The sequence below is a fragment of the Bordetella genomosp. 7 genome (assembly GCF_002261265.1).
GTDB lineage: Bacteria > Pseudomonadota > Gammaproteobacteria > Burkholderiales > Burkholderiaceae_B > Bordetella_A.
Genome location: NZ_NEVK01000006.1, coordinates 425,481 through 451,264, shown reverse-complemented (window position 1 = coordinate 451,264; position 25,784 = coordinate 425,481). Strand labels below are relative to the sequence as shown.

The following is a 25,784-nucleotide window of genomic DNA, read 5'->3' as shown; positions in this document are numbered from 1 at the left end:
CCCCTGAAACGACGCCAGGCGCGGAACGGATCGTTCCCCCGGTGACGCTAATCGCGCCGGGATGCTCGCCCAAACGTTTTCCGTTCGATCAATGCCTATTGCCGGTGGCGCAAACGTCCCGCGGTTCGACGCTACCCATACTGAGCCCTCGTTTTGCCCCCTCAACGTTGTCCATGACTGCGCAAAGACACTGGTATGGCTTCAATACGGGTTGGTATCCATCGCGGCCTGGCGGCCCCGGCAGCGGCATTGGTTCATGGGCTCGCGGCTTGCGCGCTGGCATGGGCTCCGGCATCCGCCGCCAAAGTCGACGAGGAATACGACGCGCTGATCATCCAGGCGCGCCAGGGCATCTACGACCCCGCGCTGGCCATGCTGCGCCAGCGCGTCAGCCTGAACCCGCAGGACTTGCGCGCCATCGTCGACTTGATCGTGATCGCCGGGCGGGCAGGGCGCAGCGCCGAAGTCATTGAAGTCTATGAATCTCTTGCGCTGGCGCGCCCGCTGCCGGCCGAGGCGCTGGCCACCGTTGCGCGCGCCTATCGCGACGAGAAACAGTGGAACCAGGCGCTGCTGGTGTTCCGCAAGGGCGCGCGCCCCTATCCTGAAGACGATGCATTCGTGCTGGGCGAGACGATGGTGCTGGCCGACGCCGGCGAAATTGCCGAGGCCATCGAGCTGGGTCGCAAGCTTGTGGCGCAGGCTCCACGCAATGTAGACCGCAGGCTCGCGCTGGGCTATGCCTATGCGAGAGGCCAGCAGCATTTCGCAGCACTGGAACAGGTAGACCGCGCCTATCAGCTCGCGCCCCAGCGCGCCTACGTAGTGCGGGCCTATGTGTTTGCGTTGCAGCGCGCGCGCATGGCCGAGGCGGCATTGCGGGTGGCGCGCGGCCGGGCAGACTTGTTCACGCCGGCCCAGATGCGCCGCCTGGAGGGCGATTACGCGGCTGAACTCGTGCGCATTGCGGGCTTGAACGCGCGGGGCGAAGCGGCGCGCCTGGACGTTGCCCACCGGGCGGTGGCGTTGCTGGATGCGCAGATCGAGGCATGGACGGCGCTTGGCGACGAAGCCAGGGGCGACGTGCAGCGCGCGCGCATCGACCGCCTGCGCGCGTTGTACATCAGCGAACGCATGCAGGATATTGTGGACGAGTACGAACGCCTGCAGGCCGAGCAGGTGCCCGTGCCCCGCTACGTGCTCAACGACGTGGGCAACGCCTACCTGTACCTGCGCCAGCCGGAGGCTGCGGCGACGCTGTTTGCCGGCGCGATGGAAGATCCCGAGGTCGCCTCAGATGAACCAGGGGATTGGCTGGCCAGCCACACGGGCCTGTTTTATTCGCTGGCCGAGGCCGAACGCCGGGACGAGGCGCAGGCCATCATCGAGCAGGCCCAGACCGACAATGCGCCGTGGCTGTATTACAAGGGCCAGGAAGAGCGCATGCCCAACGATCTGCATCTTGAAGCCTTGCGGGTCGGCGCACAAGGGCGTCTGATGGCGGGCGACACCCGGCAGGCGCAGGAAACCTACGACGAGATGGTCAGGCTCGCGCCCAACAACGCCGGGCTGCGCGCGGCGCGCGCCGACGCGCTGCTGGCCCGGCAGCGGCCTCGCGAAGCCGAAGTGGAATTGAAACTTGCCGAAACCCTGGCGCCGCGCAATCTTTCAGTAGAGGTGGGGCAGGCCTACACGGCGCTGGAGTTGCAGGAATGGCGCCAGGCCCGCCTGCTCAGCGCGGACGTCACGGCCCGGTTTCCCGATAACGCCGCGGTGCGGCAACTGGCCCGCGCCATCGAGGTGCACGATAAGGCCGAGCTGCTGGTGTCGGGCGCGCGCGGCATCGCAAATGACAGCGCGGTGGCCGGAGACGGAGAAACCGCCATAGAAACGGTGCTGTACTCGCCGCCCATTTCGGAAGACTGGCGGGCCTTCGTCGGCGCCGGCTATGCCACGGGCAAGTTCGAAGAAGGCACAGGCCGGTACCGCTGGGCGCGCAGCGGCGTGCAGTGGCGAGTGCGTGACGTGACGGTGCAGGCCGAGGCCTCGGCCAACAACTATGGCTTCGGCACCAAGCCGGGCCTGCGCCTGGAAGGCGCGCTGGACCTGGATGACAGCTGGCAAGTGGGCGCAGGTGTCGACTGGCGATCGCGCGCCACCCCCTTGCGGGCATTGACCAACAACATTTCAGCCAACAGCGTGGAAGCGTTTGTCCGCTGGCGCGCCGACGAACAGCGCGAATGGACCCTGTCGGCGACGGGCATGCATTTCAGTGACGGCAATGACCGGTTCAGTATCGGCGTGCTGGGCCGCGAGCGCCTGTACACCGCCCCCAAACTGGCGGTGGACCTGGGCATGGACGTGTCGGTGTCGCGCAATACGCGCAGCGACACGCCGTACTTCAACCCGCGCGCCGACCTGACGGTACTGCCCAGCTTGCAGGTGACACACCTGCTGCACCGCCGCTACGAGTCCGCCTGGACCCAGACGGCCGGCCTGGGCGTGGGACTTTATTCCCAGCGCGACCACGGCACCGGGGGCATTGTGGCGCTGAGCTACGGCCAGCGCTGGCAGGTGAACGATGCGTTGGCGCTGGGAGCCACGGCCACGGGCATCAGCCGTCCGTATGACGGCGACCGCGAACGCGAAGTGCGCCTCGTCTTCGACCTTTCCTTCCGGTTCTAGCGGGGCAATCATGCGATTCCATTATTTGCGATGGTGGGCGGTGTTCCTGGCAATGAGCGCGCTGTGCGCCTGCGCGCGCGACATACCGGTGTTTGTGCCGCCCGACGACCGGCCCGTCTCTCGCGCCGACCAGCCATGGCCGACCAATCAGTTTGTCGTGCTGGGGTATCACGACGTCGAGGACAGCGACCCGGACCAGCGGTTTCTCAGCGTGCGCACGGACCGGCTGGTGCAGCAATTCACCTGGCTGCGCGAAAACGGCTACCAGCCCGTGTCGCTGGCGCAGATCATGACTGCGCGCGACGGCGGAGCCCCTTTGCCGGAGAATGCCGTGCTGTTGACGTTTGACGATGGGTATCGCAGTTCGCTGACACGCGTGCTGCCGATATTGCGCGCGTTCAACTGGCCGGCCGTGGTGGCGCCCGTGGGCAAATGGATGGACACCCCGCAGGGTCAGCCCGTCGATTTCGGCGGCCAGCCGGTGGAACGCGAGCGCTTCCTGAACTGGAGCGATGTGACCGAGCTGTCCAGATCGGGGCTGGTCGAGATCGCCGCCCACACTAACGATCTGCATTTCGGCGCGCTGGCCAATCCGCAGGGCAATACCGAGCCTGCCGCCGCCATCCGCCTGTATGACGCGGATACGCAGACCTATGAATCCGAGACCGCCCATCGCGCCCGACTGGACCGCGATATCGCGGCGGTCACCCGCAAGATCAATCGCGCCGCGGGCACGCCGCCCCGCGCCTGGGTATGGCCGTACGGTGCGGAAAGCGGCACGGGGCTCAGCATCGCCAGCGAGCATGGCTATCAGATGGGCATGACGCTGGAAGACGGGCCGGCGCATGTACAGGGCCTGATGTCCACCCCCCGCCTGCTGATCGCCAGCGACCCGATTACATCGTCGTTCGCCAATTCCGTGGTCGGCATCGAAGCGTATCCGTTGATGCGGGTGGCCCACGTCGATATTGATTATGTATATGACCCGGATCCGGAACAGGCGGACCGCAACCTGGGCGAGCTGGTGCAGCGCATACGCGATATGCAGATCAATACCGTATTCCTGCAGGCGTTCGCGGACCCGCAGGGCGACGGGCTGGCGCGCGAGCTGTACTTTCCGAACCGGTGGCTGCCGGTCAGGGCGGACATGTTCAATCGCGTGGCATGGCAGCTGCGCAACCGCGCGCACGTGCAGGTGTACGCCTGGCTGCCGGTGCTGAGCTTCGACCTGGATCCCGACCTGCCGCGCGTGACGCGATGGGACGCGCAGACCGGCTCCGTAGCGCCCGACCCCGAGCAATACCGGCGTCTGTCGCCGTTTGACGCGACGGCGCGCCAGCGCATCATCGAGATCTACCAGGACTTGTCGCGCCAGGCCGTGTTCGACGGCATCCTGTTCCATGACGATGCCTTGCTGACAGATTTCGAAGACGCCGGCCCCGACGCGCTGGCGGCCTACCAGGCCGCCGGCCTGCCGGCCAGCATCGCCGAGATCCGCGCCGACCCGGACGCCATGCAGCGATGGACGCGATTCAAGAGCCGCCATCTGGTCGATTTCACACTTGAACTGGCCCAAGAGGTGAAAGCCATCCGCGGGCCGCATATCCTGACCGCCCGCAACCTGTTTGCCGGGCCTATCGTCGACCCCGGCAGCGAGGCATGGTTTGCGCAGAACCTGGACGACTTCCTGGCCGCTTACGACTGGACCGCGCCCATGGCCATGCCGCTGATGGAAGACGTGCCCGAAGGCCAGGAACTGGCGTGGCTGGATCGCGTAGTCGATACCGTCGCCCTGCGGCCCGGCGCGCTGCGGCGCACCGTGTTCGAGCTGCAGGCCCGCGACTGGCGCAGGGCGCCCGATGGGGCCGAAAGCACGCCGGTGGACACTGAAGTGCTGGCGCAATGGATGCGGCGCCTGCAGCTTCGGGGCGCGCGCAACTTCGGCTACTACCCCGACGATTTCGTGCAGAACCACCCGGTGCTGGAAGAGATCCGGCCCGCCATCTCTGACTCCTGGTACCCATTGCGATGATAGAACGACTGATAGCCTTTCTGGCCCTGTGCCTGGTCACCGGGTTGCCGGTGGGATTCGCACTGGCCCTGACCAGCGAAGTGCTGCTGGAATTCATCTTCCTGTATCCCCTTTTCATGTCCATCGTGTGGATGACCGGTGGCATCTATTTCTGGCTGCAATGGGAGCGACACTGGCCCTGGGGGCCGGGCACCCCGCCTCCGGAGCTGCCCGGCCAGCCGCTGGTATCGGTGCTGGTGCCGTGTTTCAACGAAGCCGACCATGGCGCACAGACGTTGCTGGCCGTGCTGAACCAGCGGTATCGCAAGATCGAGGTCATTGCCATCAACGATGGATCCAGTGACGCCACGGGCGCGATGCTCAATGCGCTGGCGCTGGAGCACGACCGGTTGCGCGTCATTCACCTGGCCGCCAACCAGGGCAAGGCGATGGCGCTGCGCGTGGGGGCGCTGAGCGCGCGCGGCGAATACCTGGTGTGCATAGACGGCGATGCCCTGCTCGACCCCGATGCGGTGGCGTATCTGGTCGCTCCATTGGTTCGCTATCCGCGCGTGGGTGCGGTAACCGGCAATCCAAGGGTGCGCACGCGCTCGACGCTGATCGGCCGGATACAGGTGGGCGAGTTCTCTTCCATCATCGGCCTGATCAAGCGGGCGCAGCGCGTGTACGGCCAGGTGTTCACGGTGTCCGGCGCGGTGGCCGCGTTCCGGCGGTCGGCTCTGGACAGGGTAGGGTACTGGAGCCTGGACATGGTCACCGAAGACATCGATATCAGCTGGAAACTGCAGCGCGACCACTGGTCGGTGTTTTACGAACCCCGGGCGCTGTGCTGGATTCTCATGCCCGAGACGCTGGCCGGCCTCTGGAAGCAGCGCCTGCGCTGGGCGCGCGGGGGCGCCGAAGTGTTTCTCAAGAATGTCACGGGCATCTGGCGCTGGGAGAACCGTCGCATGTGGGCAATGATGGCCGAGTACTGCCTGTCCACGTTCTGGGCATTCGCGTTTGCTTTTTTTACCGTCATCGGCCTGCTGGGGTTGTGGCTGCCGATGCCGCAGGCGCTGGCAGTGGCAAGTTTCATGCCGCCCGCTTTCACGGGGATGGTGCTGGCCATCGTATGCCTGCTGCAGTTTGTCATCAGCCTGCTGGTAGACAGGCGCTACGAACCCGGCTTGCCGCGCGAGCTGTTCTGGGTGATCTGGTACCCGTTCATCTTCTGGATGATCAACCTGTTCACTACCGTTGTGAGCTTCCCCAAAGTCATGCTGATGATCCGGCGTCGCCGCGCGCGATGGGTGAGCCCGGATCGCGGCATCAAGGCACCTACATCATGATCCTACGCACCCAACGTTCATTCCTTGCCCTGTGCGTCGACCGCACATTGACCATCCTTGCCTGGATAGGATTCTGCTACCTGATTGCCGGAGGAGTGGCCGCCGTGCTGCTCGAAGGCCCCGATGCAGGGCCGTCCGAAGCCTGGGCCAGGCTGCTGCCCACCCTGGATACGCTGCTGGCCTATGTGGCCGGTGCGCTGGTCGCCAGCGCCGTGCTGGTTGGCTGGGCGCGCTATAACCGCATGCGTTACGGCAGACTGTGCCGCCGCGCCGCCGGCGGCGAGCTGCATGACTGGCACTGCCTGCTTGCCTTCTGCGCCTCGCCTGCGCAATTGAAGCAACTGCAGGAGTGTCCGCTGGGCATCGTGCACCATGACCCGGACGGGCTGGTCAGCGCCGTCGAGGCGCCCGGCGCGCGGCTGGTGCTGGTATCCGACGCCGCCTAGCGGGCAGCCGCCCGCTCACGCCGCGCTGAGCCAGTGCAGCACGCCGTCGTCATCGACGGCGCCGCGCAGGCCGGTGCGGTAGGCCCGCTTGCCTTTGTAGGTGAACAGGCGGTCGCGCGTCAGTTGCCCGGCGTTGATGTAGCCGCGCATGACGTGGTTGCCGCCGAAGCAGACTTCGTCGTCCTGCACGAACACGTGCGTGTCGCGCAATCCGCTGCCCAGCGGACAGAGGCCGGCGCGCTGCGCAGGCAGCCCATCGTCCAGCGGCCCCCAGGTCGCCAGGCCGGCCAGTTCGGCGCATCCGAACGTATTGATGATGCGTGCGCGGGGAAACCGCAGCCGCAGTTCGGCGAACTGGCGCCAGCTTGCCGGCTCGCAGGCCAGGACCAGCGTATCGAGCCCGGGCAGCCGGTCGCCGCTGATTTCTGGATACGCCAGTTGGCCGCACAGAAATGCCGGGGTGGCGCCGAGCACCGTCACGCCATGCGTCTGCAGATAATGCGCCAGCCCCGCGCCTGTGGCGTCCTGCCCCGATGGCGACGTTACATGCGTGCCGCCCAGCTCCATCGCGCCCACCAGCGTCATCAGTGAAAAGCTATGGTCGCAGGGCAGGCACGCCATGAACACCGGCGAGCGCGCGAAGCCTGCCCCGTGACGCAGCCAGTTGGCCAACAGTGCCATGCCTTCGCGCCCGATCTGCACGCCCAGTGGGTCGCCGCCGGCTGGCGTGGTGAACAAGATGCTGGCCAGGCCCGCTTCCCGCAACGGCGCGGTCTCGGTCAGCCCGACAATGAACCGGTCTTCCAGGGGGTCGTAGATCAGCGACGAACGGGCGATGTCGATCCGATGGCGGATCCAGTACACGCTGTCGCGGCAGTCCAGCGGCACGTACGGGATGCCCAGCGCCACGCAGCCCAGTACCGCGGTGACAAACGATGGCTGGTCGCAGCCCAGTATCGCCAGGGACTTGTCGGCGCGCACGCCGGCACTGCGCGCGCGCCGCATCCAGTCCCAGGTGGCCGCGCGCAGCGACTGCCAGCTCAGGGCCCCGTTCGGGCTGGCCACCGCGGTCAGGCCGGCGGCATGCCGCATGTGGGTGAACGTTCCGGTCTTGAAGTCGAAGCGCATAGACGCACGGCATCCGGGGCTTGCTCGACTGCCGAGTCATGCACGCTCGGGGTCTTGCATGATGCGCATCAGCACGCGATTGCGGCCGGCCTGTTTGGCGGCGTAAAGCGTGTTGTCGGCCGCCGAGTACAGTTGCTGCGCCGTTATGCCGCAGCGCGCGGGCGCCGGGTGCCATGCCACGCCAAAGGTGGCGCTCAACAGCGAACCCGGCGTACCGGGATGCGGTATCTTCATCGCGCTGATGGCCGCCTGGCATTTCAGCGCAAATTCCTCGGCATGGGCCGGCGTGGCCGCCCGCAACAGGGCGCCGAACTCGTCCCCGCCGAAACGGAACAGCCGGTCCGACTCGCGTCGCAACAGCGCCTTGACGGCCGTTCCCGCGGCGCGCAGCGCGGCATCGCCCATCGGATGGCCGAACGCGTCGTTATAGGCCTTGAAATGATCGATATCGAACAGGCACAGCGCCACCGCCGCCGCGCGCGGCAGCGGTGATGGCGGCGTGTGCACCAGCGCCGCGAAGCTCGCCGAGAAGTGGCGCCGGTTGTATACGCAAGTCAGCTCGTCGGTGATGCTCAGGCGCTGCAGCCGGCGGTTCTGGGACTCGAGCTGCCGGATGCGGGCCAGCATCGCGGCGCTGGACGCATCGCCCGCAGCGGCCGCGCCGGCGGTCAAGTGTCCGCGCGGTCCGGCGGCCCGCGGCATGTCGCCGGCCGCAAGCAGGGCGGTCTGCGGTGAAAACAGGAAAGGTTCGTGTCGCGGTTGATGGTTCATGGTGTCCCTGCAGCGTGTAGAGCGATTGAGGGCGCCGCGTCGGATGCTGTCCCGCAGCGTGGGCAGGCGCGCCGGGCCGCGTGCTGCCGGCCGGGTTCGGCGAGTAGGTAGTGTGGGTCCACGCCTAGGCGCGGACTTTTTCCGGAAGAGAAATTCCTTTGCTTGCGCGCACTTTTTCAGGCGTTGCCGTCTTGTGGCTGCGCAGGCGGCTCGTCCCTGGGTTCCCCCAGGGCCAGCCTTTCCAGGCGCGCCAGGTCCAGCGCTTGCAGGGCCGCCCGGATTTCGCCGTAGTAGTGGCTATAGTCGGGCTGTGCCCGCTCGGCTTGCGACAGCCATTCTTCAATGTCGGTAAGCCGCCCGTCGCGCACCAGCATCGCGAGTTCCAGCCGCGCCGCCACCGGGGGGAGGCTGATGCGCGCAAGCGATGCGTCGCTATCGTCGAGTGGGCCCGTGCCGGCAATGGACGCCACGAGCGTGCCGTCTGTTTCTCGCAGTTCGATTGCGAAGCTGAATTCGCTGCCTTTTCCCGGCGCGCTGTCCACCGCCAGCGTGCCGCCCATGCTTTCCACGATCCGCTCGGATATGAGCAGCCCCAGTCCCGCGCCGCCTTGGGTCTGCTCAAGCTGCGTGAATGCGTCGAATATCCTGTCCTGGTCGGCGGGCTCGATGCCGATGCCTTCGTCCCTGACGCCGAACCGCATGCGCCAACGCGGCATGTCGGGAATTTTTTCCGCCTGCACGAGCAGGCGCACAGTGCCTTGGGACGAGTATTTCACGGCATTGGAAAGCAGATTCAACAGCACCTGTTGCAGCCGCTTGCCGTCAACCTCGACGCGCGCCGGCAGCAGTTCCGGGGCCTCGAGCGCGAACTGGTGGCGCCCGGAATGAACCAGCGCGCGGGCATAGGAAGCTATGGCGTCCAGCAGGGCCGGCAGGTCGGTGTCCCGGGGTTGCAAATACAAGGGCGCGAGTTCTGCCTTGGTGTAATCGAGTACGTCATCGATCAATGAAAGCTGGTAATCGACAGAGCGTTCGATGGCATCCAGATAGTCTGGCCGGGCCGGGGCCTTGTTGCCGCGCATCAGGCGTACATACCCCATGATGGTGGCCAGCGGAGCCCGCAGGTCGTGGGCGAGATAACCCAGGCTTTCGATCGTGCGGCTGGCCTGGTCCTTGAGGCGTTCTTGCTCCGGATCGCGGGCAGGCGCCGTTTCGGCCCCGGTTTCGGCCGCCGGGTCGTAGGGCGGCGTCGCATGCGTTGCGGCTGGCTCGGGATCCGGGGAAGGCAGGGACGGTCGCTCGCCGCCCAGGTACCGCAGCCATAAGCCCAGCGCGCCCAGGTTGGCCAGGGCGCTGGCCAGGTATTCGGGTTCCACTTTGGAATGCGGCCATTGCGCAGCGGCCGGTTGCGGCAGGAGCATGGCGACGCCATCCAGGCGCAGCAGCAGTTGCGCGCATGCCGCCAGTGCCGTAAAGCCCAGAGGCGTGGCCAGCGGCGTCACGTCGCGTAGTCTCAGGCTGAACAGGGCGAGGCTGGCGCACGCGCCCGCCGCAAGCAGCAAGGCCAGCTGGGTGGCGGTGTGGGGCAACCATAACGCGCAGGCGTTCAACGCGATGATGCCCATGGCCACCACCGCGGCGACGCGCGCATTGGCGTGCAGCGCCGGGTTGCGCGCGGCCACGCTGCATATCAGTCCGGTGGCGGCTGTCGCCAGGGCGACGCCAGCCAGCGTCTCGGCGGCTGGCGCCAGCAGCCAGCGCACTGGCAGCCGGCCTGCAACGGCGGGGTGCGCCAAAGTGAACTGCAGGAACAGCGCCGCCCCGGCGGCCAATGTCAGCCAGGCATATGTGCGAGCCCGGTACAGGACCGCGCGCACGCCGGCCAGGCACGCCAGCGTCAGGAACGCGCCCGTCAATATGCCGTGCGCCATCACCAGTGCGTGCAGCGTTTCCACCGAGCCCGCTGCCTGGGCCGAGGCCGGTGTGGTGCTGTCCAGCGCAATCTGCGCTGTGTTTGCCGGGCCGGCCGGGTAGCCCCGGCTCATGACGTTTCGGTCCGGGAGCGGGTGTGCAGCGGGCCGGGCGGCATCGGGTCGGCGCTGTCGATACGCTGCGCAAGCCTGCGCCGGTACTCCGTAGGGGTAGCGCCGGTTTTCTTGCGAAAGGCCGTGGCGAAGTTGGCCGGACTCGAAAACCCGGTTTCGGCGGCGATGTCGGTGATGCTCAGGGTGGTGTCATCCAGCAGCACCTGCGCCATCCTCAGGCGCTCGTCGCGCAGATACTCGTAGACGGTCTTGCCTAGCACTTTCCTGAAGGCCTGGGACAACCGCTTTTCGTAGGTGCCGACCTTTCGCGCAAGATCGGGCAGGTGCGGGGGCGCCGCCAGGCAATGCGCCAGATAGCTGGTCGCCGCATGGACGATGACCTGCTCGGCGCTGAGTCTGGGGCGTGCCGCCGGAGCGGCCGGCCCGTCTGCCGCCGACGCAGCCGCAGCGGCTGGCGGCATCGCGCGGGGGCGGGCGCGCTTGAGGTGGATATGGATGCGTGCCAGCACTTCCGAGGGATCGAAGGGCTTCAACACGAAGTCCACGCCCCCGTTGCGCAAGCCGCTCAGGCGTTCGTCCATGCTGCGCGCGGCCGACAGAAAGAATATGGGAATCTGCGCGGTGGCCGGGTTGTGCTGCAGCAGCCTGCACGCGGTGAATCCGTCGGTGTGCGGCATGCGCAGATCCATGATGATCAGGTCGGGCGCCACTGCCACCGCACGCTTGTACCCCTGGTTGCCGTCGAACGCCAACGTGATGCGGAAGTTCTCCCCCCGCAGCAATTCAACCAGGAGCTTTAATTCGTCCGGATTATCGTCCACGATAAGTATGTGATAACGAGCGTTTGCAGAGCAGATCATTTTCCGTGTCCCAGTAGCCGGATGCTTCAAGCGCCCGCTACGATTGCACGCTTTGAATGCTTCTCTTAATCACTATGTGCGGTGCCTTGGCACGAGTGCGCATAAATTCCGCAGGACGGGGCCGGGTCGCGCCTGGCGACGGTGACCGCAAAAAAGAAAAGGGTCAGCCGCATGTTGCGGCTGACGGTAATGCCCACTCTTAGCGATTCCAGAAGTAGGATCGCTACGCGAGGGGCTGTAAGTGATCCAGATTGTCCCAGTAAGATTGGGACGGCCATTTGTAACGCACGATCCTGTTGAACCGTTCGACGTAGGCATTCTGTTGCCGCTCGCCCGGTGCATATATTGGAGCTTTACGCTCCCAGCTTCGGCCCACTCGATAATTGCCGCGCCCAGGTACTTGGGTCCGTTATCGCACCGAATGGCTAAGGGCTTGCCCCGCTAACCAATGATCTGCTGCGAGCCATCAGCGATACGTCTGTGACGTTGAATAACGAGGGTTTGGTGGCGGTGCTTATATTGTGACACCGCACCTTTCCGAGCGGGAAAAATGGGGCGAATCAGCCAGTTTATTTAATTGGCGGCATTACCTACGGCTGGCTGTCCGTGGTCGATCCACACTGCGTACAGAAAATCTGCTACATCTTCGCCTGACAGATTGCCTGCGGCAAGATGCACCATTACTTCTTCTAATTCTGGCGATCGCGGTACCTCAATGCCCTGCCCATATAGATAGGTGAGCGCGCAGGTAAGAGCGGTTCTCTTGTTCGCATCATTAAAGACGTGGCCTCGGGCGATTGCCTCGGCATATAGGCCGGCAATACCAAACACGTCATTTAACTCAGCGTATTGCGCGTGCATCTCGACGCGAAACAACGCAGCTTCTACTGCGCCGGCACCACCGCCAGCCAGACCGGGCAAGCCTCCCAGTTCGGCGATGATTTCGTCATGTACAGCGATGACGAACTGGGGGTCAAGCAATTAGCGATCCCTGAGAGCTACAAGTACATCACGGTGAGTCTTAATCACCGCCTTGGCATCGGTAACCACACGTTGCTTATTTGTCGTCGCAGGCACCGGCTTGATCTTTGCGCGTTCGGTCAGTTTGTAGCCGTACAGCTTCCCACCTTGAGACACTTTCATTTGAGCCATGTGAATCTCCGCCCGTTCGTACGGGTACCCATAACTATACAACGACGGCCGCGCGTTGTTGCGGCATTTTCGCTAGCAACGTCATAGTAGATTTAGCTGCCCTTATAGGGGGAAGGCCACGATACCTCTTGTTCCCGCGGGTATTTATTGTTAGTGGCCGCTATCGCGAAACCGCTGATTCTATTGGTCGGGGCGGCGGGATTCGAACTCGCGACCCTCTGCTCCCAAAGCAGATGCGCTACCAGGCTGCGCTACGCCCCGACGTGCCGCTGGCTGTGACCAGCAGCGGGGAGGCATTGTACCCCAGGCGCGGGGCGCCGTCCGGAAGGCTGGCCGGTGGGGGCGCCAAATTCTGATACAAGCGCCCGACGGCAAACCGATATGATGGCGTGCATGCTCGCGCTCGGGCGGGCATGGCAAGCCAATCGCGCCTAGGGAGACCCCATCCATGACCGTCTGGCAAGAGATCTGGGCCACTATCTATAGTGAATTCAGCGATATTCCCGATGTGGGCGAGCTCACGCGCATCGTGCTGCGGCTGGGCATGGCCTTCGTGCTGGGCGGCCTGCTGGGCTACGAGCGCGAACGCAGCGGCAAGGCCGCCGGCCTGCGCACCCATATTCTGGTGGCCCTGGGAGCCGCGCTGTTCGTGCTGGTGCCGCTGCAGGGCGGCATGGAAGTCGGCGATCTCAGCCGGGTGCTGCAGGGTGTGATCGCGGGCATCGGCTTTCTGGGAGCGGGCGCCATCATCAAGCTCAGCGGCGAAGGCGAGATCCATGGCCTGACAACGTCCGCCAGTATCTGGATGACGGCTGCGATCGGTGTGTCGGCCGGCATGGGACGCGAGGCCACGGCGGTGGTCAGCACGCTGATTGCGCTGTTTGTGCTGGCGGTGCTGCGGCGGGTAGAACGCCGCATCGAGGCCCGCGGCAAAGCCGAGGGCTAGGGCTGCCTTACTTGCCGCGCAGCAGGCTGATCAGCCTGCGGTCGCGCTTGGTCGGCCGGCCATCCTTGATGTCCTGCGACGGCTCGGGCGCCAGGCGGCGCATTTCTGCGGCGCGCTCGCGGGAAAAAATGCTTTCGGGGGTTTCTTCATAAAGCAGCCGTGCGGCGGGCGCAGGCCCGCGCACCGAAGACAGCGCCCGCACCTGCACGTGCATGGGCGGGTCTTCTTTGCGTACGGTTATCAGGTCGTTGACGGCGATGTCGCGAGCCGGCTTGGCGGGCTGATCATTGACCAGCACGCGGCCTTTGTTGATTTCCTGAACGGCCAGGCTACGCGTCTTATAGAAGCGCGCCGCCCAAAGCCACTTATCCAGTCGCATCTTGTCTGCCATGACGTCGATTCTAGCGGTTATGGCGGGCCCCCGGCGTATGGCGGGTGGGCGGGCGCGCGCACCTTTCCGGCCTGCGTGGCCAGGGGAGATCCCCTGTTTTTCACGATGCGCAACCGCGGCGGCGCTCATGCATTGCCGCACCACCGCGACGGCGAAGCCTTGTGCTAATCTTTTTGCAACCGGACGCGACGCACTACCCCGCGCGCGCCCCGGTAGCGGCCGACTGCGCGGTTACCTCCAGCACCAGGCCATTGCAACGCAAGAACGCAAGACAAAATCAAGCGTGGAGACATTCCCATGAGCCAATATGGCCCACTGAAACTGCACGTCCCCGAACCTACGGGGCGTCCAGGCTGCAAGACCGACTTTTCCTATCTGCATCTTTCGCCGGCCGGCGAAGTTCCCAAACCTGACATTGACGTTGCCGCGGTCGATACCGGCCCCCTGGCTTACGAGCTCGTGCGTGTGCTGGACGACGAGGGCCGGGCGGTGGGGCCCTGGGCGCCGCAGCTGACCGCCGATACGTTGCGCACAGGGATGCGGGTAATGCTCAAGACGCGCATCTTCGATGCGCGCATGCTGACCGCGCAGCGGCAGAAGAAAATTTCTTTCTATATGCAGAGCCTGGGCGAAGAGGCCATCGGCTCGGCGCATGCGCTGGCCCTGGAGCCGGGCGACATGTGCTTTCCCACGTACCGGCAGCAAAGCATTTTGCTGGCGCGCGATGTGCCGCTGGTCGAGATGATGTGCCAGCTGATGTCCAACGAGCGCGATCCGCTCAAGGGGCGGCAGCTGCCGGTGATGTATTCCAAGCGCGAGGCGGGTTTCTTCAGCATATCGGGCAACCTGGCCACCCAGTTCATCCAGGCGGTGGGTTGGGGCATGGCGTCGGCGATCAAGGGCGATACCCGCATCGCGTCCGCCTGGATCGGCGACGGCGCCACGGCCGAGGCCGATTTTCATACCGCGCTGACCTTCGCGCATGTTTACCGCGCGCCCGTGATCCTGAACGTGGTGAATAACCAGTGGGCGATTTCCACCTTCCAGGCCATTGCGGGCGGCGAGGGCGCCACGTTTGCCGGGCGCGGCGTGGGCTGCGGCATTGCGTCGCTGCGGGTCGACGGCAACGATTTCCTGGCCGTATACGCAGCGTCGGCATGGGCCGCCGAGCGCGCGCGGCGCAACCTGGGCCCAACGCTGATCGAGTGGGTGACCTACCGCGCCGGCCCCCATTCCACCTCTGACGACCCGTCAAAATACCGCCCCGGCGACGACTGGAGCCACTTTCCGCTGGGCGACCCCATCGCGCGTTTCAAGAAGCACCTGATCGGCCTGGGCATCTGGTCCGATGCGCAGCACGACGAACTCAAGGCCGAGCTCGAGGCCGAAGTGCTGGCGGCGCTGAAAGAAGCCGAAAGCCACGGCACGCTGGTCGACGGGCACGTGCCCAGCGCAGCCAGCATTTTCGAAGACGTCTATAAAGACATGCCTGCGCATTTGCGCCGGCAACGCCAAGAGCTGGGGGTCTGATCATGGCTGACAATCAACACAATGGTCAGGACTCGGTGTCGATGACCATGATCCAGGCGTTGCGCTCGGCCATGGACGTCATGCTGGAGCGCGACAGCAACGTCGTCGTGTTCGGCCAGGACGTGGGCTACTTCGGCGGCGTTTTCCGCTGCACCGAGGGTCTGCAGGCCAAGTACGGCCAGTCGCGGGTATTCGACACGCCCATTTCGGAAGGCGGCATCGTGGGTGTGGCGGTGGGCATGGGCGCCTACGGGCTGCGGCCCGTGTGCGAGATCCAGTTCGCAGATTACTTCTATCCGGCCTCGGACCAGATCGTGTCCGAGGCGGCGCGGCTGCGCTATCGGTCGGCCGGCGAGTTCATTGCGCCGCTTACCATCCGCATGCCTTGCGGCGGCGGCATCTATGGCGGGCAGACGCACAGTCAGAGCCCCGAAGCCATGTTCACGCAAGTGTGCGGGCTGCGCACGGTGCTGCCGTCTAATCCGTACGATGCCAAGGGGTTGCTGATTGCCGCGATCGAAAACGACGACCCGGTCATCTTCCTTGAGCCCAAGCGTCTTTACAACGGCCCCTTCGACGGGCACCACGACAGGCCGGTGACGCCCTGGAGCAAGCATCCCGCCAGCCAGGTTCCCACCGGGTATTACACCGTACCGCTGGAATCGGCCAGCATTGTGCGCCCGGGGCAGGCCTTGACCGTGCTGACCTACGGCACGACGGTATATGTGTCCATGGCGGCGGCCGAGGAAACCGGGCTGGATGCCGAGATCATCGACCTGCGCAGCCTGTGGCCGCTGGACCTGGACACCATCGTGAATTCGGTGCGCAAGACCGGACGTTGCGTGGTGGTGCACGAGGCCACCCGCACATGCGGCTTCGGGGCCGAACTGATCGCGCTGGTGCAAGAACACTGCTTCCATCACCTGGAGGCGCCCATCGAGCGTGTGACGGGATGGGATACCCCCTATCCGCACGCGCAAGAATGGGCTTACTTCCCGGGGCCGGCCCGTGTGGGCGCGGCGTTCCAACGCGTGATGGAGGCATGACATGGGAATCCATATCATCAAGATGCCCGACATCGGCGAAGGGATCGCCGAAGTCGAACTGGTGGGCTGGCACGTGCAGGTGGGCGATACGGTAGCCGAAGACCAGCCGCTGGCCGACGTCATGACCGATAAGGCAACCGTCGAGATTCCATCGCCCGTCGTGGGCAAAGTGGTGGCGCTGGGCGGCAGCGTCGGCGATGTCATGGCCGTGGGCAGCGAGCTGATCCGGCTGGAAATCGAAGGCGCCGGCAACGCCCGGCCCGACGACGCGCCGCCGGCGCCAGCGCCGGCGCGCGACGACGTGCCTGCGCCGACCCGGGCGCCTGCCGCGCAACCCGTAACCCCGCCGGCCGTCGACACCGCATCCAAGCCAGGGGGCATTGCGGGCCAGCTTGCCCAAGACATCGAAGCCGGCGCACCTTCGGCGCAGGGGGCGGCAATGCCCGGCACAGGCACTCGCGCGGCGGCCCCTGCGCCCGCACGGCAGCAAGGCGAGCGGCCCCTGGCCTCGCCGGCCGTGCGCAAGCGCGCCTGGGACCTGGGTGTGGAATTGCGCTTTGTGCACGGCACCGGGCCGGCAGGCCGCATCCTGCACGAAGACCTGGACGCATATCTGCAAGGGCAGGGCGCCGTCATCCGGCAGGCCGGGCCCGGCTACCGTGAACGCCGCGACGAGCAACAGGTGCCGGTGGTGGGGCTGCGGCGCAAGATCGCCCAGAAAATGCAGGAATCCAAGCGCCGCATTCCTCATTTCAGTTATGTCGAGGAATGCGACGTTACCGACCTGGAAGATCTGCGCGTGCAGCTCAACCGCAAGTATGCGGATACGCGTGGCAAGCTGACACTGCTGCCGCTGCTCGCGCGCGCGATGGTGATCGCCTTGCGGGATTTTCCGCAGATCAATGCGCGCTACGACGATGAAGCCGGCGTCGTCACGCGCTATGGCGCGGTGCACCTGGGTGTAGCCACTCAGACCGATGCGGGGTTGATCGTGCCCGTGCTGCGGCATGCGGAAGCACGCGACATCTGGTCCATCGGCGCGGAAATCACCCGCCTGGCGCAGGCGGTGCGCAGCGGCAAGGCCGAACGCGACGAGTTGAGCGGGTCCACCATCACCATCAGCAGCCTGGGGCCGCTGGGCGGCATCGTCAGCACGCCGGTCATCAACCACCCCGAAGTGGGCATTGTGGGCGTGAATCGCATTGTCGAGCGGCCCGCATTGCGCCAGGGGGCCGTCGTGGCTCGCAAATTGATGAACCTGTCGTCGTCGTTCGATCACCGCGTGGTAGACGGCATGGACGCTGCGCAGTTCATTCAGGCTATGCGCGAACTGCTGGAGCGTCCGGCATTGCTCTTCGTGGAGGCGCCATGAGCGACACCCGCAGTACGACATTGTTGATTATCGGCGGCGGGCCGGGCGGCTATGTGGCGGCCATCCGCGCGGGGCAGCTCGGCGTGCCGGTTACCCTGGTCGAAGGCCTGCATCCGGGCGGCACTTGCCTGAACATCGGCTGCATACCGTCCAAGGCGTTGATTCACGCCGCACAGGAATTCGAGCGCGCCCGCGAATACGCGCAAGATTCGCCGCTGGGCATTACCGTGCAGGCGCCCGCCATTGATATTGCCCGTACGGTGGCCTGGAAGGACGGTATCGTGCGGCGATTGACGGGCGGCGTGCAGGCCCTGCTCAAGAAGAGCGGTGTGCAACTGGTGCGCGGCTGGGCGCGCGTGCTCGATGGCAAGACGGTCGAGGTCGACACCGGCGAAGGGCCGGTGCGCATCCAGTGCGAGCACTTGTTGCTGGCGGCCGGATCGGAACCCATGCCGCTGCCGTCCATGCCATTCGGCGACAAGGTGATCTCGTCCACCGAGGCGCTGTCGCCTGCTTCCATCCCGCGCCGCCTTGTCGTGGTGGGCGCCGGCTACATCGGGCTTGAACTGGGCACGGTGTATCGCAAGCTCGGTGCGCAGGTCACGGTGGTCGAAGCGCAGGACCGCATCCTGCCCACCTACGATGCCGAGCTCACCAAACCGGTGGCCGGCGCGCTTGAACGCATGGGCATCGAACTGTGCCTGGGCCGCAAGGTAATGGGCCTGAACGCGGCGGGCGACGCGGTGCGCGTGCAGGACGCAACGGGCGCCGAAACCGCCTTGCCCGCCGACCAGGTTCTGCTGGCTATCGGGCGTCGTCCCCGCACCCAGGGCTGGGGGCTCGAAAACCTGCAATTGGATCGCGCCGGCAATGCGTTGCGCATCGACGACCAGTGCCGCACATCGATGCGCAACGTCTGGGCGATAGGCGACATTGCTGGCGAGCCCATGCTTGCGCATCGCGCAATGGCGCAGGGCGAAATGGTGGCCGAATTGGTGGCGGGCCAACGCCGGCGATTCGCCCCCGCCGCGATTCCGGCGGTGTGTTTTACCGACCCCGAGATCGTGACCGCGGGCCTCGCGCCGTCGCAGGCGCAGCAGGCAGGCCTGGACTGCACCAGCGCAATCTTTCCGTTCGCTGCCAACGGCCGCGCCATGACATTGGAAAGCACCGATGGCTTCGTGCGCGTGGTGGCCCGGCGCGACAATCACCTGATTGTCGGCTGGCAGGCGGTAGGGCGCGGCGTATCCGAACTGGCCGCCGCGTTCGGCCAGTCATTGGAAATGAGCGCACGCCTGGAAGACGTAGCCGGCACGATCCACGCCCACCCCACACTGGGCGAAGCCGTGCAGGAAGCCGCACTGCGGGCGCTGGGGCAGGCGCTGCACATCTGACCAGTAGCCGGCGGACTGACACCGGCCGTGTCCTCAGGGACTTCCTGCGGAGGAGCCGGGGATGTTGAGCCTGGGGGTGTCAGACACCGACCGCGAGCTGTGCTGGGGTATCTTGCGCGGCGCCAGGGGTGTCTGACACCGAGGTGTCAGACACCGATCGCGAGCCGTGCTGGGGTATCGTGTGCGGCGCCTTGGGGTGTCTGACACCGCGGTGTCAGACACCGATCGCGAGCTGTGCTGGGGTATCGTGTGCGGCGCCAGGGGTGTCTGACACCAAGGTGTCAGACACCGATCGCGAGCTGTGCTGGGGTATCGTGTGCGGCGCCATGGGGTGTCTGACACCAAGGTGTCAGACACCGATCGCGAGCTGTGCTGGGGTATCGTGCGCGGCGCCAGGGGTGTCTGACACCGAGGTGTCAGACACCAATCGGTGTCCTCGGGGACTTCCTGCGGAGGAGCCGGGGATGTTGAGCCTGGGGGTGTCTGACACCGAGGTGTCAGACAACGATCGCGAGCTGTGCTGGGGTATCTTGCGCGGCGCCTTGGGGTGTCTGACACCGTGGTGTCAGACATCGACCGCAAAGATTTGCAGATAGTCGCTAGTCGCACGGCCATCATCTCAAGTATCGTTCGCGGACTGACGCGTCGCGGGCGGGATCATCGGGTATTGCCATGAAAACGTTCCTGGATCACATTGCTGTTGTTGCGCCCGACCTGGCAAGCGGGGCGGATTATGTCGAGCGCGCATTGGGCGTGCGTCCGCAGCCGGGCGGCGCGCATCCTCGCATGGGCACGCACAATCTCTTGATGCGGCTGGGCGAGAACGTCTACCTGGAAGTCATCGCGCCCGACCCCGACGCCCAGCCTCCGGGGCGCGCGCGGTGGTTTGCCCTGGATACCATCGGCCCGGATACTGCGCCGCGGCTGGCTGCCTGGGTGGCCCGCACCGACGATATTGTTGCCGCCCGAGCCGCCTGCGGCGCGGTGCCCGGCGAGATCGAACCGATGACGCGCGGCGCGCTGGCCTGGCGCATCACTATTCCGGTTGACGGCGCGCTGCCTGAAGGCGGCGCTGCCCCGGCGCTGATCCAATGGGATAGCGCGCCGCATCCGGCCAGCATGCTCGATGACCTGGGGTGTACATTGCGGCGGCTCGATGTCTATCATCCCGAACCCTCACGGGTGCGTCGGCTGCTGGATGCGCTGGCCTTTGACGGCCCGGTCTGCGTGCATGGCCTGCCGGCAGGCCAGGCGCTGCGGCTGTCCGCAGACATCCAGACCCCCCATGGCCCGCGCTCGCTGCCGCTGGCCGGCGTGGCGTGACGCCCGGCCTGCGGCGGCGCTGGCGTCAATCGGCGCGGATCTGCGCTTTCTTGACGATGTCCTCGTACATGGCCAGGTCGCTGGCGATCTGCTTGCGGAACTCGGCAGGCGTATTGCCCGATGCGGTGATGCCCAGTCCGGCCAGCCGCTCCCGGATATCGGGCGCATTCACGACCGCACGGATTTCGCCTTGCAGCTTGGCCACGATGTCATCAGGAGTTCCGGCCGGCGCAAGGATGCCGATCCACGAGTTGGCGATAAAGTCCGGCACGCCGGATTCCTGCACAGTAGGAACATCCGGCAAAGACGCAAGGCGTTTATCGGTGCTGACGGCGATGGCCTTGATCTGCTTGCGCTCGACATAAGGATACGCGCCGGCCACGGCCGTATACAACAGCGGAAGCGAGCCTCCTACCACGTCGGCCATGGCCTGGCCGCCGCCCTTGTACGGGATGTGCACCAGCTTGGCTCCCGTGCGCTGGCGCAGGAGCTCGCCGGCAAGGTGCGGCGTACTGCCGACGCCCGCGCTGCCATACGACACGCCGTTGGAATGCGATTTAGAGTACGCGATCAACTCTTGCAGGTTGTTGGCCGGAAGCGACGGGTTGGCCACGATGATCAGGGCGGCATCGCCGATTTTGCTGACCGGGGCCAGGTCTTTGAGCGTATCGAAGGGGATATTGCGGTGTACGTGCGGGTTGATGACCAGCGTGCCGTCAAAACCCACCACCAGGGTATATCCGTCGGGTGTGGCCTGCGCCGCCATCTGGGTGCCGATATTGCCCGAGGCGCCCGGCTTGTTGTCCACGATGACTTGCTGCCCCAGGCGCTGGCCCAGCTTGTCGGCCACCAGGCGCGCGCCGGTATCGGTCACGCCGCCGGGCGCGAACGGCACGATCAGGCGTATGGCGCGCGACGGATACTGTTGCGCAGTTTCCGTCGCATGCGCTGCCGGTGCGCCCACGGTCAGCAGGGCGCACAGGGGCGCCAGTGCGCCCCGCAGAATGGCGCGGCGGTGAAAAAGGCGGGTTGCTTGCATAAGGGAGTCTCCTGGTTGTTGTCGTTTGAGCAAGTCGCGAATCGTGTGCGGCTTATGTCCGCGCCGGCGCGGCTTCGGGGCCGGCGTACCGGCGGCGCAGCCATTTGATGCTGCGTCCGCCAAGGTTCATGCCCAGTCTTGCTTCGGCATAGGCTACCGCCTGCAGCAGGCCGGGCAATGAAATTTGTGTGGCCAGGCCGCTGCCTTCGGCCATCAGGACCAGATCTTCGGTGGCGGCGTTGCCGGCAGCGCCCGGGGCGAACGGGCAGCCGCCTATGCCGCCGACGCTGGCGTCCAGGCGCCGCACGCCGGCCTCGATCGCGGCCCATGCATTGGCGGCCGCCAGGCCGCGTGTGTCGTGGAAATGCGCGGCAAGCTGATCCACCGGCACCGCCTGCCGCAAGGCCTCGAAGTGCGTCTTGACCCTGCCGGGCGCAGCCGAGCCGATGGTGTCGGCGATCACGATTTCGTCGGCGCCGGCCCGGTGCATGGCGGCCGCAAGGCGCAATACGGTGTCCGGCGCGGTGGGGCCTTCGAACGGGCAGTCGAAAGCGACGGCGACGTAGGCACGCGTGCGCAATCCCATCTTGCGTGCCGCCAGCAGGGTTTCTTCACACACTTCGGTAGCCTGCGCGAGCCCCATGTTGATGTTCTTCAGGTTCATGGTTTCGGTGGCGGAAAGCACCACCGCCACCTCGCGCACGCCTGCGGCTTGGGCGCGCTGCAGCCCCTTCAGGTTCGGCACCAGGGCGGATGCGCGCAGGCCGGGCAACTCGCGATGCACATGCTCCATGAGTTCGGCCGCATCGGCCATCTGGGGAACCGCCTTGGGCGAGACGAAACTGGTGGCTTCCACGCTGGCCACGCCGGCGGCATGCAGCAGCCGGATCAGTTCGAGCTTGGCCTCGGTGGGCACGGCCACCTGCTGGTTCTGCAAACCGTCGCGCGGCGCGACATCGGTAATGATCAGCGTATCCGGATTCATGCTCATACCTGGCCTTATTCGATGGCGCCGGCCGCGCGCAACGCCGCAAGCCGTTCGCGGCCATAGCCGGGCAGCGCGCCCAACACGGTATCGGTGTGTTCGCCCAGTTGCGGGGGCGCGGCAAACGATTCCTGTGCGGCGGCAGACAACTTCACCGGGTTGCCGGGCATCTGGATCGTCGTGCCCGATTTCAATGTCACATCCACTACCATGCCGCGCGCGCGCACCTGCGTGTCGGCCAACGCTTGCTGAAAATTATTGACCGGGCCGCACGGGATGCGCGCCGCAGACAGTTTTTCCAGCCAGTAGGCGGTGGGCCGCGTGCGCAGTTCCGCGCTGACAATGGCGTCGATCTCGGCCTTGGCCGCATAGCGTCCGGGTTGCCTGTCGTATTCGGGCTTGCGCAGGGCGGGAAGGTCGATGCAGTCCAGGAACCGCTGCCAGAAGGCATCGCCGATGCATGCCACGATGATGTGGCCATCCGCGGTCGGGTAGCTGTTGTATGGCACGTGCACGAAGTGGCCGTTGCCTATGCCGGCGGGCACGATGCCGGACATCAGGTGCATGGTGGCCATGTAGTTCAGCAACGAGATCTGCGCGTCCAGCATCGACACATCCACATGCTGGCCGCGCCCGGTGCGCTCGCGCTCGGCGATGGCGGCCAGCACGCCGATGGCGCCGAACAAGCCGCCACCCAGGTCGCCTATCGGTATGCCGCTGCGGGTGGGGCCTTGCTCGGGTGTGCCCGTGATGGACATGCCGCCTCCCATCGCCTGTACCACCTGGTCGAACGCGGGACGCTGCGTATCGGGCCCGGTGCTGCCGAACCCGGTCACCGAGCAGGTGATGATGCGCGGGTTGATCGCGCTCAGCGATGCGTAATCGATGCCTAGACGCTGGGTGACGCCCACACTGAAATTGTCGAAAACCACGTCGGCGCTGCGTACCAGGTCTTTGAACACGGCCAGGCCCGCTTCGCTTTTCAGGTCGATGCACACGCTGTGCTTGTTCCGGTTCAGCGTCAGGTAGTACGCGCCCATGCCGTCGCGGGAATAGTCGGGATCGCTTTCCAGCAGCCGGCGCGTCCCTTCTCCGTGGCCGGGCGGCTCGACCTTGATGGTACGCGCGCCCAGGTCGGCAAGCAGCATGGTGCCGTAGGGGCCGGACAGCATGTGGGTCAGGTCCAGTACGGTGATGTGTTCAAGCGCCAAATCGATCTCCTGCGTGTTGCGTGGCGGGTGGATGCCTGGGCAAAGCAAGGTTCGTGCCAATTCACAGCGCTCTTTAAGATCTTGATTTGGCGGAATTTTTTCTGGTTCTGGCCATAACACGTGTTTCATGAGACATTGATGAAACACATGTATGTTTCATTGATACAGCGCCCATGCCCTATACCGAGTCCGCGGCCCGTACCGACCTGCCGCGCCTGTGCTTCCTGAGCTACAAGCAGATACGCGAGCTCGCCATGCCTGTTGTGGCCGAATACACGGGCCGTGCCCATATCGAAGTGGTGGACGGCACGTTCGGCGGCGCGCTGGCCATAGCACAGGACCGGATACGCCGCGGGCTGGCCGATGCTTTTGTCAGCGCGGGCTCGAACGCCAGCATCCTGCGCGCCGGCCTGCAGGCGCCCGTGGCCACCATACAGCTGGGCGGTTTCGATATTCTGCAGGCGCTGATCAAGGCGCGGCGCATTGCGGACCGCGTGGGCGTCGTGATGTATGGGCGCACCATTCCCGAGCTTGACGCCGTGAAAGACCTGCTCAACATCGAGATTGCCCAGCATGCTTACCAGACGCCCGACGACGCGCGACAGCGCTTCGAGCAACTGCGGCGCGACGACTTCCAGGTGATCGTCGGGTCCAGCCTGGTGGTCGAGCTGGCTGAACAGGCCGGCCTGCATGGCCTGCTGGCATATTCGCTGGCCAGCGTGCGAAAAGGGTTCGAAGACGCGCTGGAACTGGCGCGCGTGGCGCGGCTGGAAGCCGGGCGATACGAACAACTCAACGGCGTGCTGCACAGCTTGCAGGACGCCGTGCTTGCGGTAGACCGCGACCATCGCATCATTGCGGTCAACCCTTCGATGCAGCGGCTGCTCGACCTGGACAACGGCGCAATGCTGGGCCAGCCGCTGGAGCAGCTGGGCCGGGGCCTGACCCTGCGCGCCACGCTTGAAACCGGCCAGGGTGAAAGCGCGCGCCTGCTCAGGCTGGGCGGCCGCGACTGGGTGGCCAACCGCAGCCCCATACGCGAACGCGGCGCGGTGGTGGGCGCGGCATTGACGCTGTACGACGCGGGACGCATCCACGAAGCGGACACCAGCCTGCGGGTGCAGCAGCGCCGCAGGCAGAACATCGCCAAGTACCGGTTCCACGAACTCATCGGCCAGAGCCCCCGCTTTCTGCGCGCCATCGAGACCGCGCGCCGCTACGCGCAAACCGACCTGACCGTGCTGGTCAGCGGCGAAAGCGGCGTGGGCAAGGAACTGTTCGCGCAGGCTATCCATAACGAAAGCCGGCGCGCCGACCGGCCGTTCGTGGCGGTCAACTGTGCGGCGTTTCCCGAATCGCTGCTGGAAAGCGAGTTGTTCGGCTACGAAGAGGGCGCTTTTACCGGCTCGCGCCGCGGCGGCAAGCCGGGCCTGTTCGAGGCCGCTCACACCGGAACCCTTTTCCTGGACGAGGTCGGCGACATGCCCCTGCCGCTGCAAAGCCGCCTGCTGAGGGTGCTGCAGGAACGCGAGGTGACCCGCCTGGGGGCGACGGCAGCCATACCGGTGGACGTACGCATCATCGCGGCGACCCACCAGCCCCTGCACGACATGGTGGCGCGGCGCCAGTTCCGCCAGGACCTGTATTACCGCATCAATACGCTGCGGCTCGAGGTGCCTGCCCTGCGCGATCGCCGCGACGACATTGCGCGCCTGGCGGAGGTACTGGTAGAGCGCTGCCTTGGCCGCCTGGGCGAGCCGCGCGACGCGGCCGGGCTTATCGCGCCCTGGGTGCCGCGGCTGCGGCGCTATGCCTGGCCCGGCAATGTGCGCGAACTCGAAAACATGTGCGAGCGCATCGCGGTGTTTCTGATGCAATACCCCGACGCCGCCGACCTGGACCATGACGCCCTGCGCCACGATTGCCCCGAACTGTACGCGGCCGCCGATGGCCGCGATGGCCACCCGATGTCGCGGCGGGATCTGGCCTTGCAGGCGCTGCGGCGGTGCGGCGGCAGCCGCCAGGCGGCGGCAAGCGAGCTGGGGATCAGCCGCGCCACCTTGTGGCGATGGGTGAATTCACCGCAAGGCTGAAGCC

The 25,784-nt window shown here is 65.8% G+C and carries 22 protein-coding genes and 1 tRNA gene; 11 read left to right on the top strand and 12 right to left on the bottom strand.

What is annotated here, in order from left to right; genetic code table 11:
* Positions 1 to 195 precede the first annotated feature (195 nt).
* The 4 genes from pgaA to pgaD are packed head-to-tail and all read left to right on the top strand — an operon-like array spanning position 196 to position 6,494.
* Entirely contained in the window at positions 196 to 2,685 is a 2,490-nt protein-coding gene (pgaA, locus tag CAL19_RS13100) for a poly-beta-1,6 N-acetyl-D-glucosamine export porin PgaA (protein WP_038852399.1), read from the top strand.
* Between the two features lie 10 nt (positions 2,686 to 2,695).
* Positions 2,696 to 4,717 (top strand): poly-beta-1,6-N-acetyl-D-glucosamine N-deacetylase PgaB, encoded by a 2,022-nt coding sequence (gene pgaB / locus CAL19_RS13095; RefSeq protein ID WP_212589898.1) that lies wholly within the window; start codon positions 2,696 to 2,698, stop codon positions 4,715 to 4,717.
* Positions 4,714 to 6,048: a poly-beta-1,6-N-acetyl-D-glucosamine synthase gene (gene pgaC, locus CAL19_RS13090; RefSeq protein ID WP_026640089.1), complete on the top strand. Its 1,335-nt coding sequence runs from the start codon at positions 4,714 to 4,716 to the stop codon at positions 6,046 to 6,048. Before pgaB ends, pgaC begins: the two co-directional genes overlap by 4 nt.
* The gene (gene pgaD / locus CAL19_RS13085; protein WP_170941532.1) at positions 6,045 to 6,494 is read left to right on the top strand and encodes a poly-beta-1,6-N-acetyl-D-glucosamine biosynthesis protein PgaD; all 450 of its coding nucleotides are present in this window, start codon (positions 6,045 to 6,047) and stop codon (positions 6,492 to 6,494) included. Before pgaC ends, pgaD begins: the two co-directional genes overlap by 4 nt.
* Positions 6,495 to 6,509: 15 nt before the next feature.
* Here the strand turns inward: pgaD and CAL19_RS13080 are convergent, their stop codons facing one another.
* From CAL19_RS13080 to CAL19_RS13050, 8 genes are all read right to left on the bottom strand, one after another.
* On the bottom strand, positions 6,510 to 7,622 hold the full coding sequence (locus CAL19_RS13080; RefSeq protein WP_094797012.1) for an AMP-binding protein: 1,113 nt from the start codon (positions 7,620 to 7,622) through the stop codon (positions 6,510 to 6,512).
* 36 nt (positions 7,623 to 7,658) lie between these two features.
* Positions 7,659 to 8,393, bottom strand: coding sequence for a GGDEF domain-containing protein (locus CAL19_RS13075; RefSeq protein ID WP_094797011.1), 735 nt, complete (start codon positions 8,391 to 8,393; stop codon positions 7,659 to 7,661).
* Between the two features lie 176 nt (positions 8,394 to 8,569).
* Complete coding sequence (locus tag CAL19_RS13070) at positions 8,570 to 10,438, bottom strand: sensor histidine kinase (RefSeq protein ID WP_094797010.1); 1,869 nt, start codon at positions 10,436 to 10,438, stop codon at positions 8,570 to 8,572.
* The gene (locus CAL19_RS13065) at positions 10,435 to 11,298 is read right to left on the bottom strand and encodes a response regulator transcription factor (RefSeq protein ID WP_051423800.1); all 864 of its coding nucleotides are present in this window, start codon (positions 11,296 to 11,298) and stop codon (positions 10,435 to 10,437) included. The genes CAL19_RS13070 and CAL19_RS13065 overlap by 4 nt, the downstream gene beginning before the upstream one ends.
* Before the next feature lie 223 nt (positions 11,299 to 11,521).
* The gene (locus CAL19_RS19960) at positions 11,522 to 11,674 is read right to left on the bottom strand and encodes an integrase core domain-containing protein (RefSeq protein ID WP_094797009.1); all 153 of its coding nucleotides are present in this window, start codon (positions 11,672 to 11,674) and stop codon (positions 11,522 to 11,524) included.
* A gap of 197 nt (positions 11,675 to 11,871) precedes the next feature.
* Positions 11,872 to 12,279, bottom strand: coding sequence for a type II toxin-antitoxin system death-on-curing family toxin (locus CAL19_RS13055; RefSeq protein ID WP_094797008.1), 408 nt, complete (start codon positions 12,277 to 12,279; stop codon positions 11,872 to 11,874).
* Positions 12,280 to 12,450 (bottom strand): hypothetical protein, encoded by a 171-nt coding sequence (locus tag CAL19_RS19720; protein ID WP_170940346.1) that lies wholly within the window; start codon positions 12,448 to 12,450, stop codon positions 12,280 to 12,282.
* A gap of 184 nt (positions 12,451 to 12,634) precedes the next feature.
* Positions 12,635 to 12,711, bottom strand: a tRNA-Pro gene (locus tag CAL19_RS13050).
* Between the two features lie 187 nt (positions 12,712 to 12,898).
* Here CAL19_RS13050 and CAL19_RS13045 point away from each other — a divergent pair.
* Positions 12,899 to 13,396 (top strand): MgtC/SapB family protein, encoded by a 498-nt coding sequence (locus CAL19_RS13045; RefSeq protein ID WP_026640092.1) that lies wholly within the window; start codon positions 12,899 to 12,901, stop codon positions 13,394 to 13,396.
* A gap of 7 nt (positions 13,397 to 13,403) precedes the next feature.
* On the opposite strand, the gene CAL19_RS13040 is transcribed toward CAL19_RS13045, so the two are convergent.
* Positions 13,404 to 13,787 carry an RNA-binding S4 domain-containing protein gene (locus CAL19_RS13040; protein WP_094797007.1) on the bottom strand — a complete coding sequence of 128 codons (384 nt, stop codon included), beginning with the start codon at positions 13,785 to 13,787 and terminating at the stop codon, positions 13,404 to 13,406.
* A gap of 297 nt (positions 13,788 to 14,084) precedes the next feature.
* Here CAL19_RS13040 and CAL19_RS13035 point away from each other — a divergent pair, with 297 nt between their 5' ends.
* From CAL19_RS13035 to CAL19_RS13015, 5 genes are all read left to right on the top strand, one after another.
* A complete protein-coding gene (locus CAL19_RS13035) occupies positions 14,085 to 15,317 on the top strand; it encodes a 3-methyl-2-oxobutanoate dehydrogenase (2-methylpropanoyl-transferring) subunit alpha (protein WP_026640094.1) in 1,233 nt (410 codons plus the stop codon).
* A 2-nt stretch (positions 15,318 to 15,319) separates the two neighbouring features.
* Positions 15,320 to 16,363 (top strand): alpha-ketoacid dehydrogenase subunit beta, encoded by a 1,044-nt coding sequence (locus tag CAL19_RS13030; protein ID WP_094797006.1) that lies wholly within the window; start codon positions 15,320 to 15,322, stop codon positions 16,361 to 16,363.
* Position 16,364: 1 nt separating this feature from the next.
* Positions 16,365 to 17,735: a dihydrolipoamide acetyltransferase family protein gene (locus CAL19_RS13025; RefSeq protein WP_094797005.1), complete on the top strand. Its 1,371-nt coding sequence runs from the start codon at positions 16,365 to 16,367 to the stop codon at positions 17,733 to 17,735.
* Positions 17,732 to 19,129: a dihydrolipoyl dehydrogenase gene (lpdA, locus tag CAL19_RS13020; RefSeq protein WP_094797004.1), complete on the top strand. Its 1,398-nt coding sequence runs from the start codon at positions 17,732 to 17,734 to the stop codon at positions 19,127 to 19,129. Before CAL19_RS13025 ends, lpdA begins: the two co-directional genes overlap by 4 nt.
* Positions 19,130 to 19,801: 672 nt before the next feature.
* Positions 19,802 to 20,452: a VOC family protein gene (locus tag CAL19_RS13015; RefSeq protein WP_026640098.1), complete on the top strand. Its 651-nt coding sequence runs from the start codon at positions 19,802 to 19,804 to the stop codon at positions 20,450 to 20,452.
* Between the two features lie 25 nt (positions 20,453 to 20,477).
* On the opposite strand, the gene CAL19_RS13010 is transcribed toward CAL19_RS13015, so the two are convergent.
* From CAL19_RS13010 to CAL19_RS13000, 3 genes are read right to left on the bottom strand one after another with little or no spacing between them, the layout of a single operon-like run.
* A complete protein-coding gene (locus tag CAL19_RS13010; protein ID WP_094797003.1) occupies positions 20,478 to 21,491 on the bottom strand; it encodes a Bug family tripartite tricarboxylate transporter substrate binding protein in 1,014 nt (337 codons plus the stop codon).
* A 52-nt stretch (positions 21,492 to 21,543) separates the two neighbouring features.
* Positions 21,544 to 22,482 (bottom strand): hydroxymethylglutaryl-CoA lyase, encoded by a 939-nt coding sequence (locus CAL19_RS13005; RefSeq protein ID WP_094797002.1) that lies wholly within the window; start codon positions 22,480 to 22,482, stop codon positions 21,544 to 21,546.
* Between the two features lie 8 nt (positions 22,483 to 22,490).
* On the bottom strand, positions 22,491 to 23,687 hold the full coding sequence (locus tag CAL19_RS13000) for a CaiB/BaiF CoA transferase family protein (RefSeq protein ID WP_094797001.1): 1,197 nt from the start codon (positions 23,685 to 23,687) through the stop codon (positions 22,491 to 22,493).
* A 173-nt stretch (positions 23,688 to 23,860) separates the two neighbouring features.
* On the opposite strand from CAL19_RS13000, the gene prpR reads away from it, so the two are divergent.
* The gene (prpR, locus tag CAL19_RS12995; RefSeq protein WP_094797000.1) at positions 23,861 to 25,780 is read left to right on the top strand and encodes a propionate catabolism operon regulatory protein PrpR; all 1,920 of its coding nucleotides are present in this window, start codon (positions 23,861 to 23,863) and stop codon (positions 25,778 to 25,780) included.
* Positions 25,781 to 25,784: the final 4 nt, after the last annotated feature.

Coding starts and splice junctions, on each gene's coding strand:
- pgaA (WP_038852399.1), top strand. CDS start 196: ATGGCTTCAATACGGGTTGGTATCCATCGCGGCCTGGCGGCCCCGGCA.
- pgaB (WP_212589898.1), top strand. CDS start 2,696: ATGCGATTCCATTATTTGCGATGGTGGGCGGTGTTCCTGGCAATGAGC.
- pgaC (WP_026640089.1), top strand. CDS start 4,714: ATGATAGAACGACTGATAGCCTTTCTGGCCCTGTGCCTGGTCACCGGG.
- pgaD (WP_170941532.1), top strand. CDS start 6,045: ATGATCCTACGCACCCAACGTTCATTCCTTGCCCTGTGCGTCGACCGC.
- CAL19_RS13080 (WP_094797012.1), bottom strand. CDS start 7,622: ATGCGCTTCGACTTCAAGACCGGAACGTTCACCCACATGCGGCATGCC.
- CAL19_RS13075 (WP_094797011.1), bottom strand. CDS start 8,393: ATGAACCATCAACCGCGACACGAACCTTTCCTGTTTTCACCGCAGACC.
- CAL19_RS13070 (WP_094797010.1), bottom strand. CDS start 10,438: ATGAGCCGGGGCTACCCGGCCGGCCCGGCAAACACAGCGCAGATTGCG.
- CAL19_RS13065 (WP_051423800.1), bottom strand. CDS start 11,298: ATGATCTGCTCTGCAAACGCTCGTTATCACATACTTATCGTGGACGAT.
- CAL19_RS19720 (WP_170940346.1), bottom strand. CDS start 12,450: ATGGCTCAAATGAAAGTGTCTCAAGGTGGGAAGCTGTACGGCTACAAA.
- CAL19_RS13045 (WP_026640092.1), top strand. CDS start 12,899: ATGACCGTCTGGCAAGAGATCTGGGCCACTATCTATAGTGAATTCAGC.
- CAL19_RS13040 (WP_094797007.1), bottom strand. CDS start 13,787: ATGGCAGACAAGATGCGACTGGATAAGTGGCTTTGGGCGGCGCGCTTC.
- CAL19_RS13035 (WP_026640094.1), top strand. CDS start 14,085: ATGAGCCAATATGGCCCACTGAAACTGCACGTCCCCGAACCTACGGGG.
- CAL19_RS13030 (WP_094797006.1), top strand. CDS start 15,320: ATGGCTGACAATCAACACAATGGTCAGGACTCGGTGTCGATGACCATG.
- CAL19_RS13025 (WP_094797005.1), top strand. CDS start 16,365: ATGGGAATCCATATCATCAAGATGCCCGACATCGGCGAAGGGATCGCC.
- lpdA (WP_094797004.1), top strand. CDS start 17,732: ATGAGCGACACCCGCAGTACGACATTGTTGATTATCGGCGGCGGGCCG.
- CAL19_RS13015 (WP_026640098.1), top strand. CDS start 19,802: ATGAAAACGTTCCTGGATCACATTGCTGTTGTTGCGCCCGACCTGGCA.
- CAL19_RS13010 (WP_094797003.1), bottom strand. CDS start 21,491: ATGCAAGCAACCCGCCTTTTTCACCGCCGCGCCATTCTGCGGGGCGCA.
- CAL19_RS13005 (WP_094797002.1), bottom strand. CDS start 22,482: ATGAGCATGAATCCGGATACGCTGATCATTACCGATGTCGCGCCGCGC.
- prpR (WP_094797000.1), top strand. CDS start 23,861: ATGCCCTATACCGAGTCCGCGGCCCGTACCGACCTGCCGCGCCTGTGC.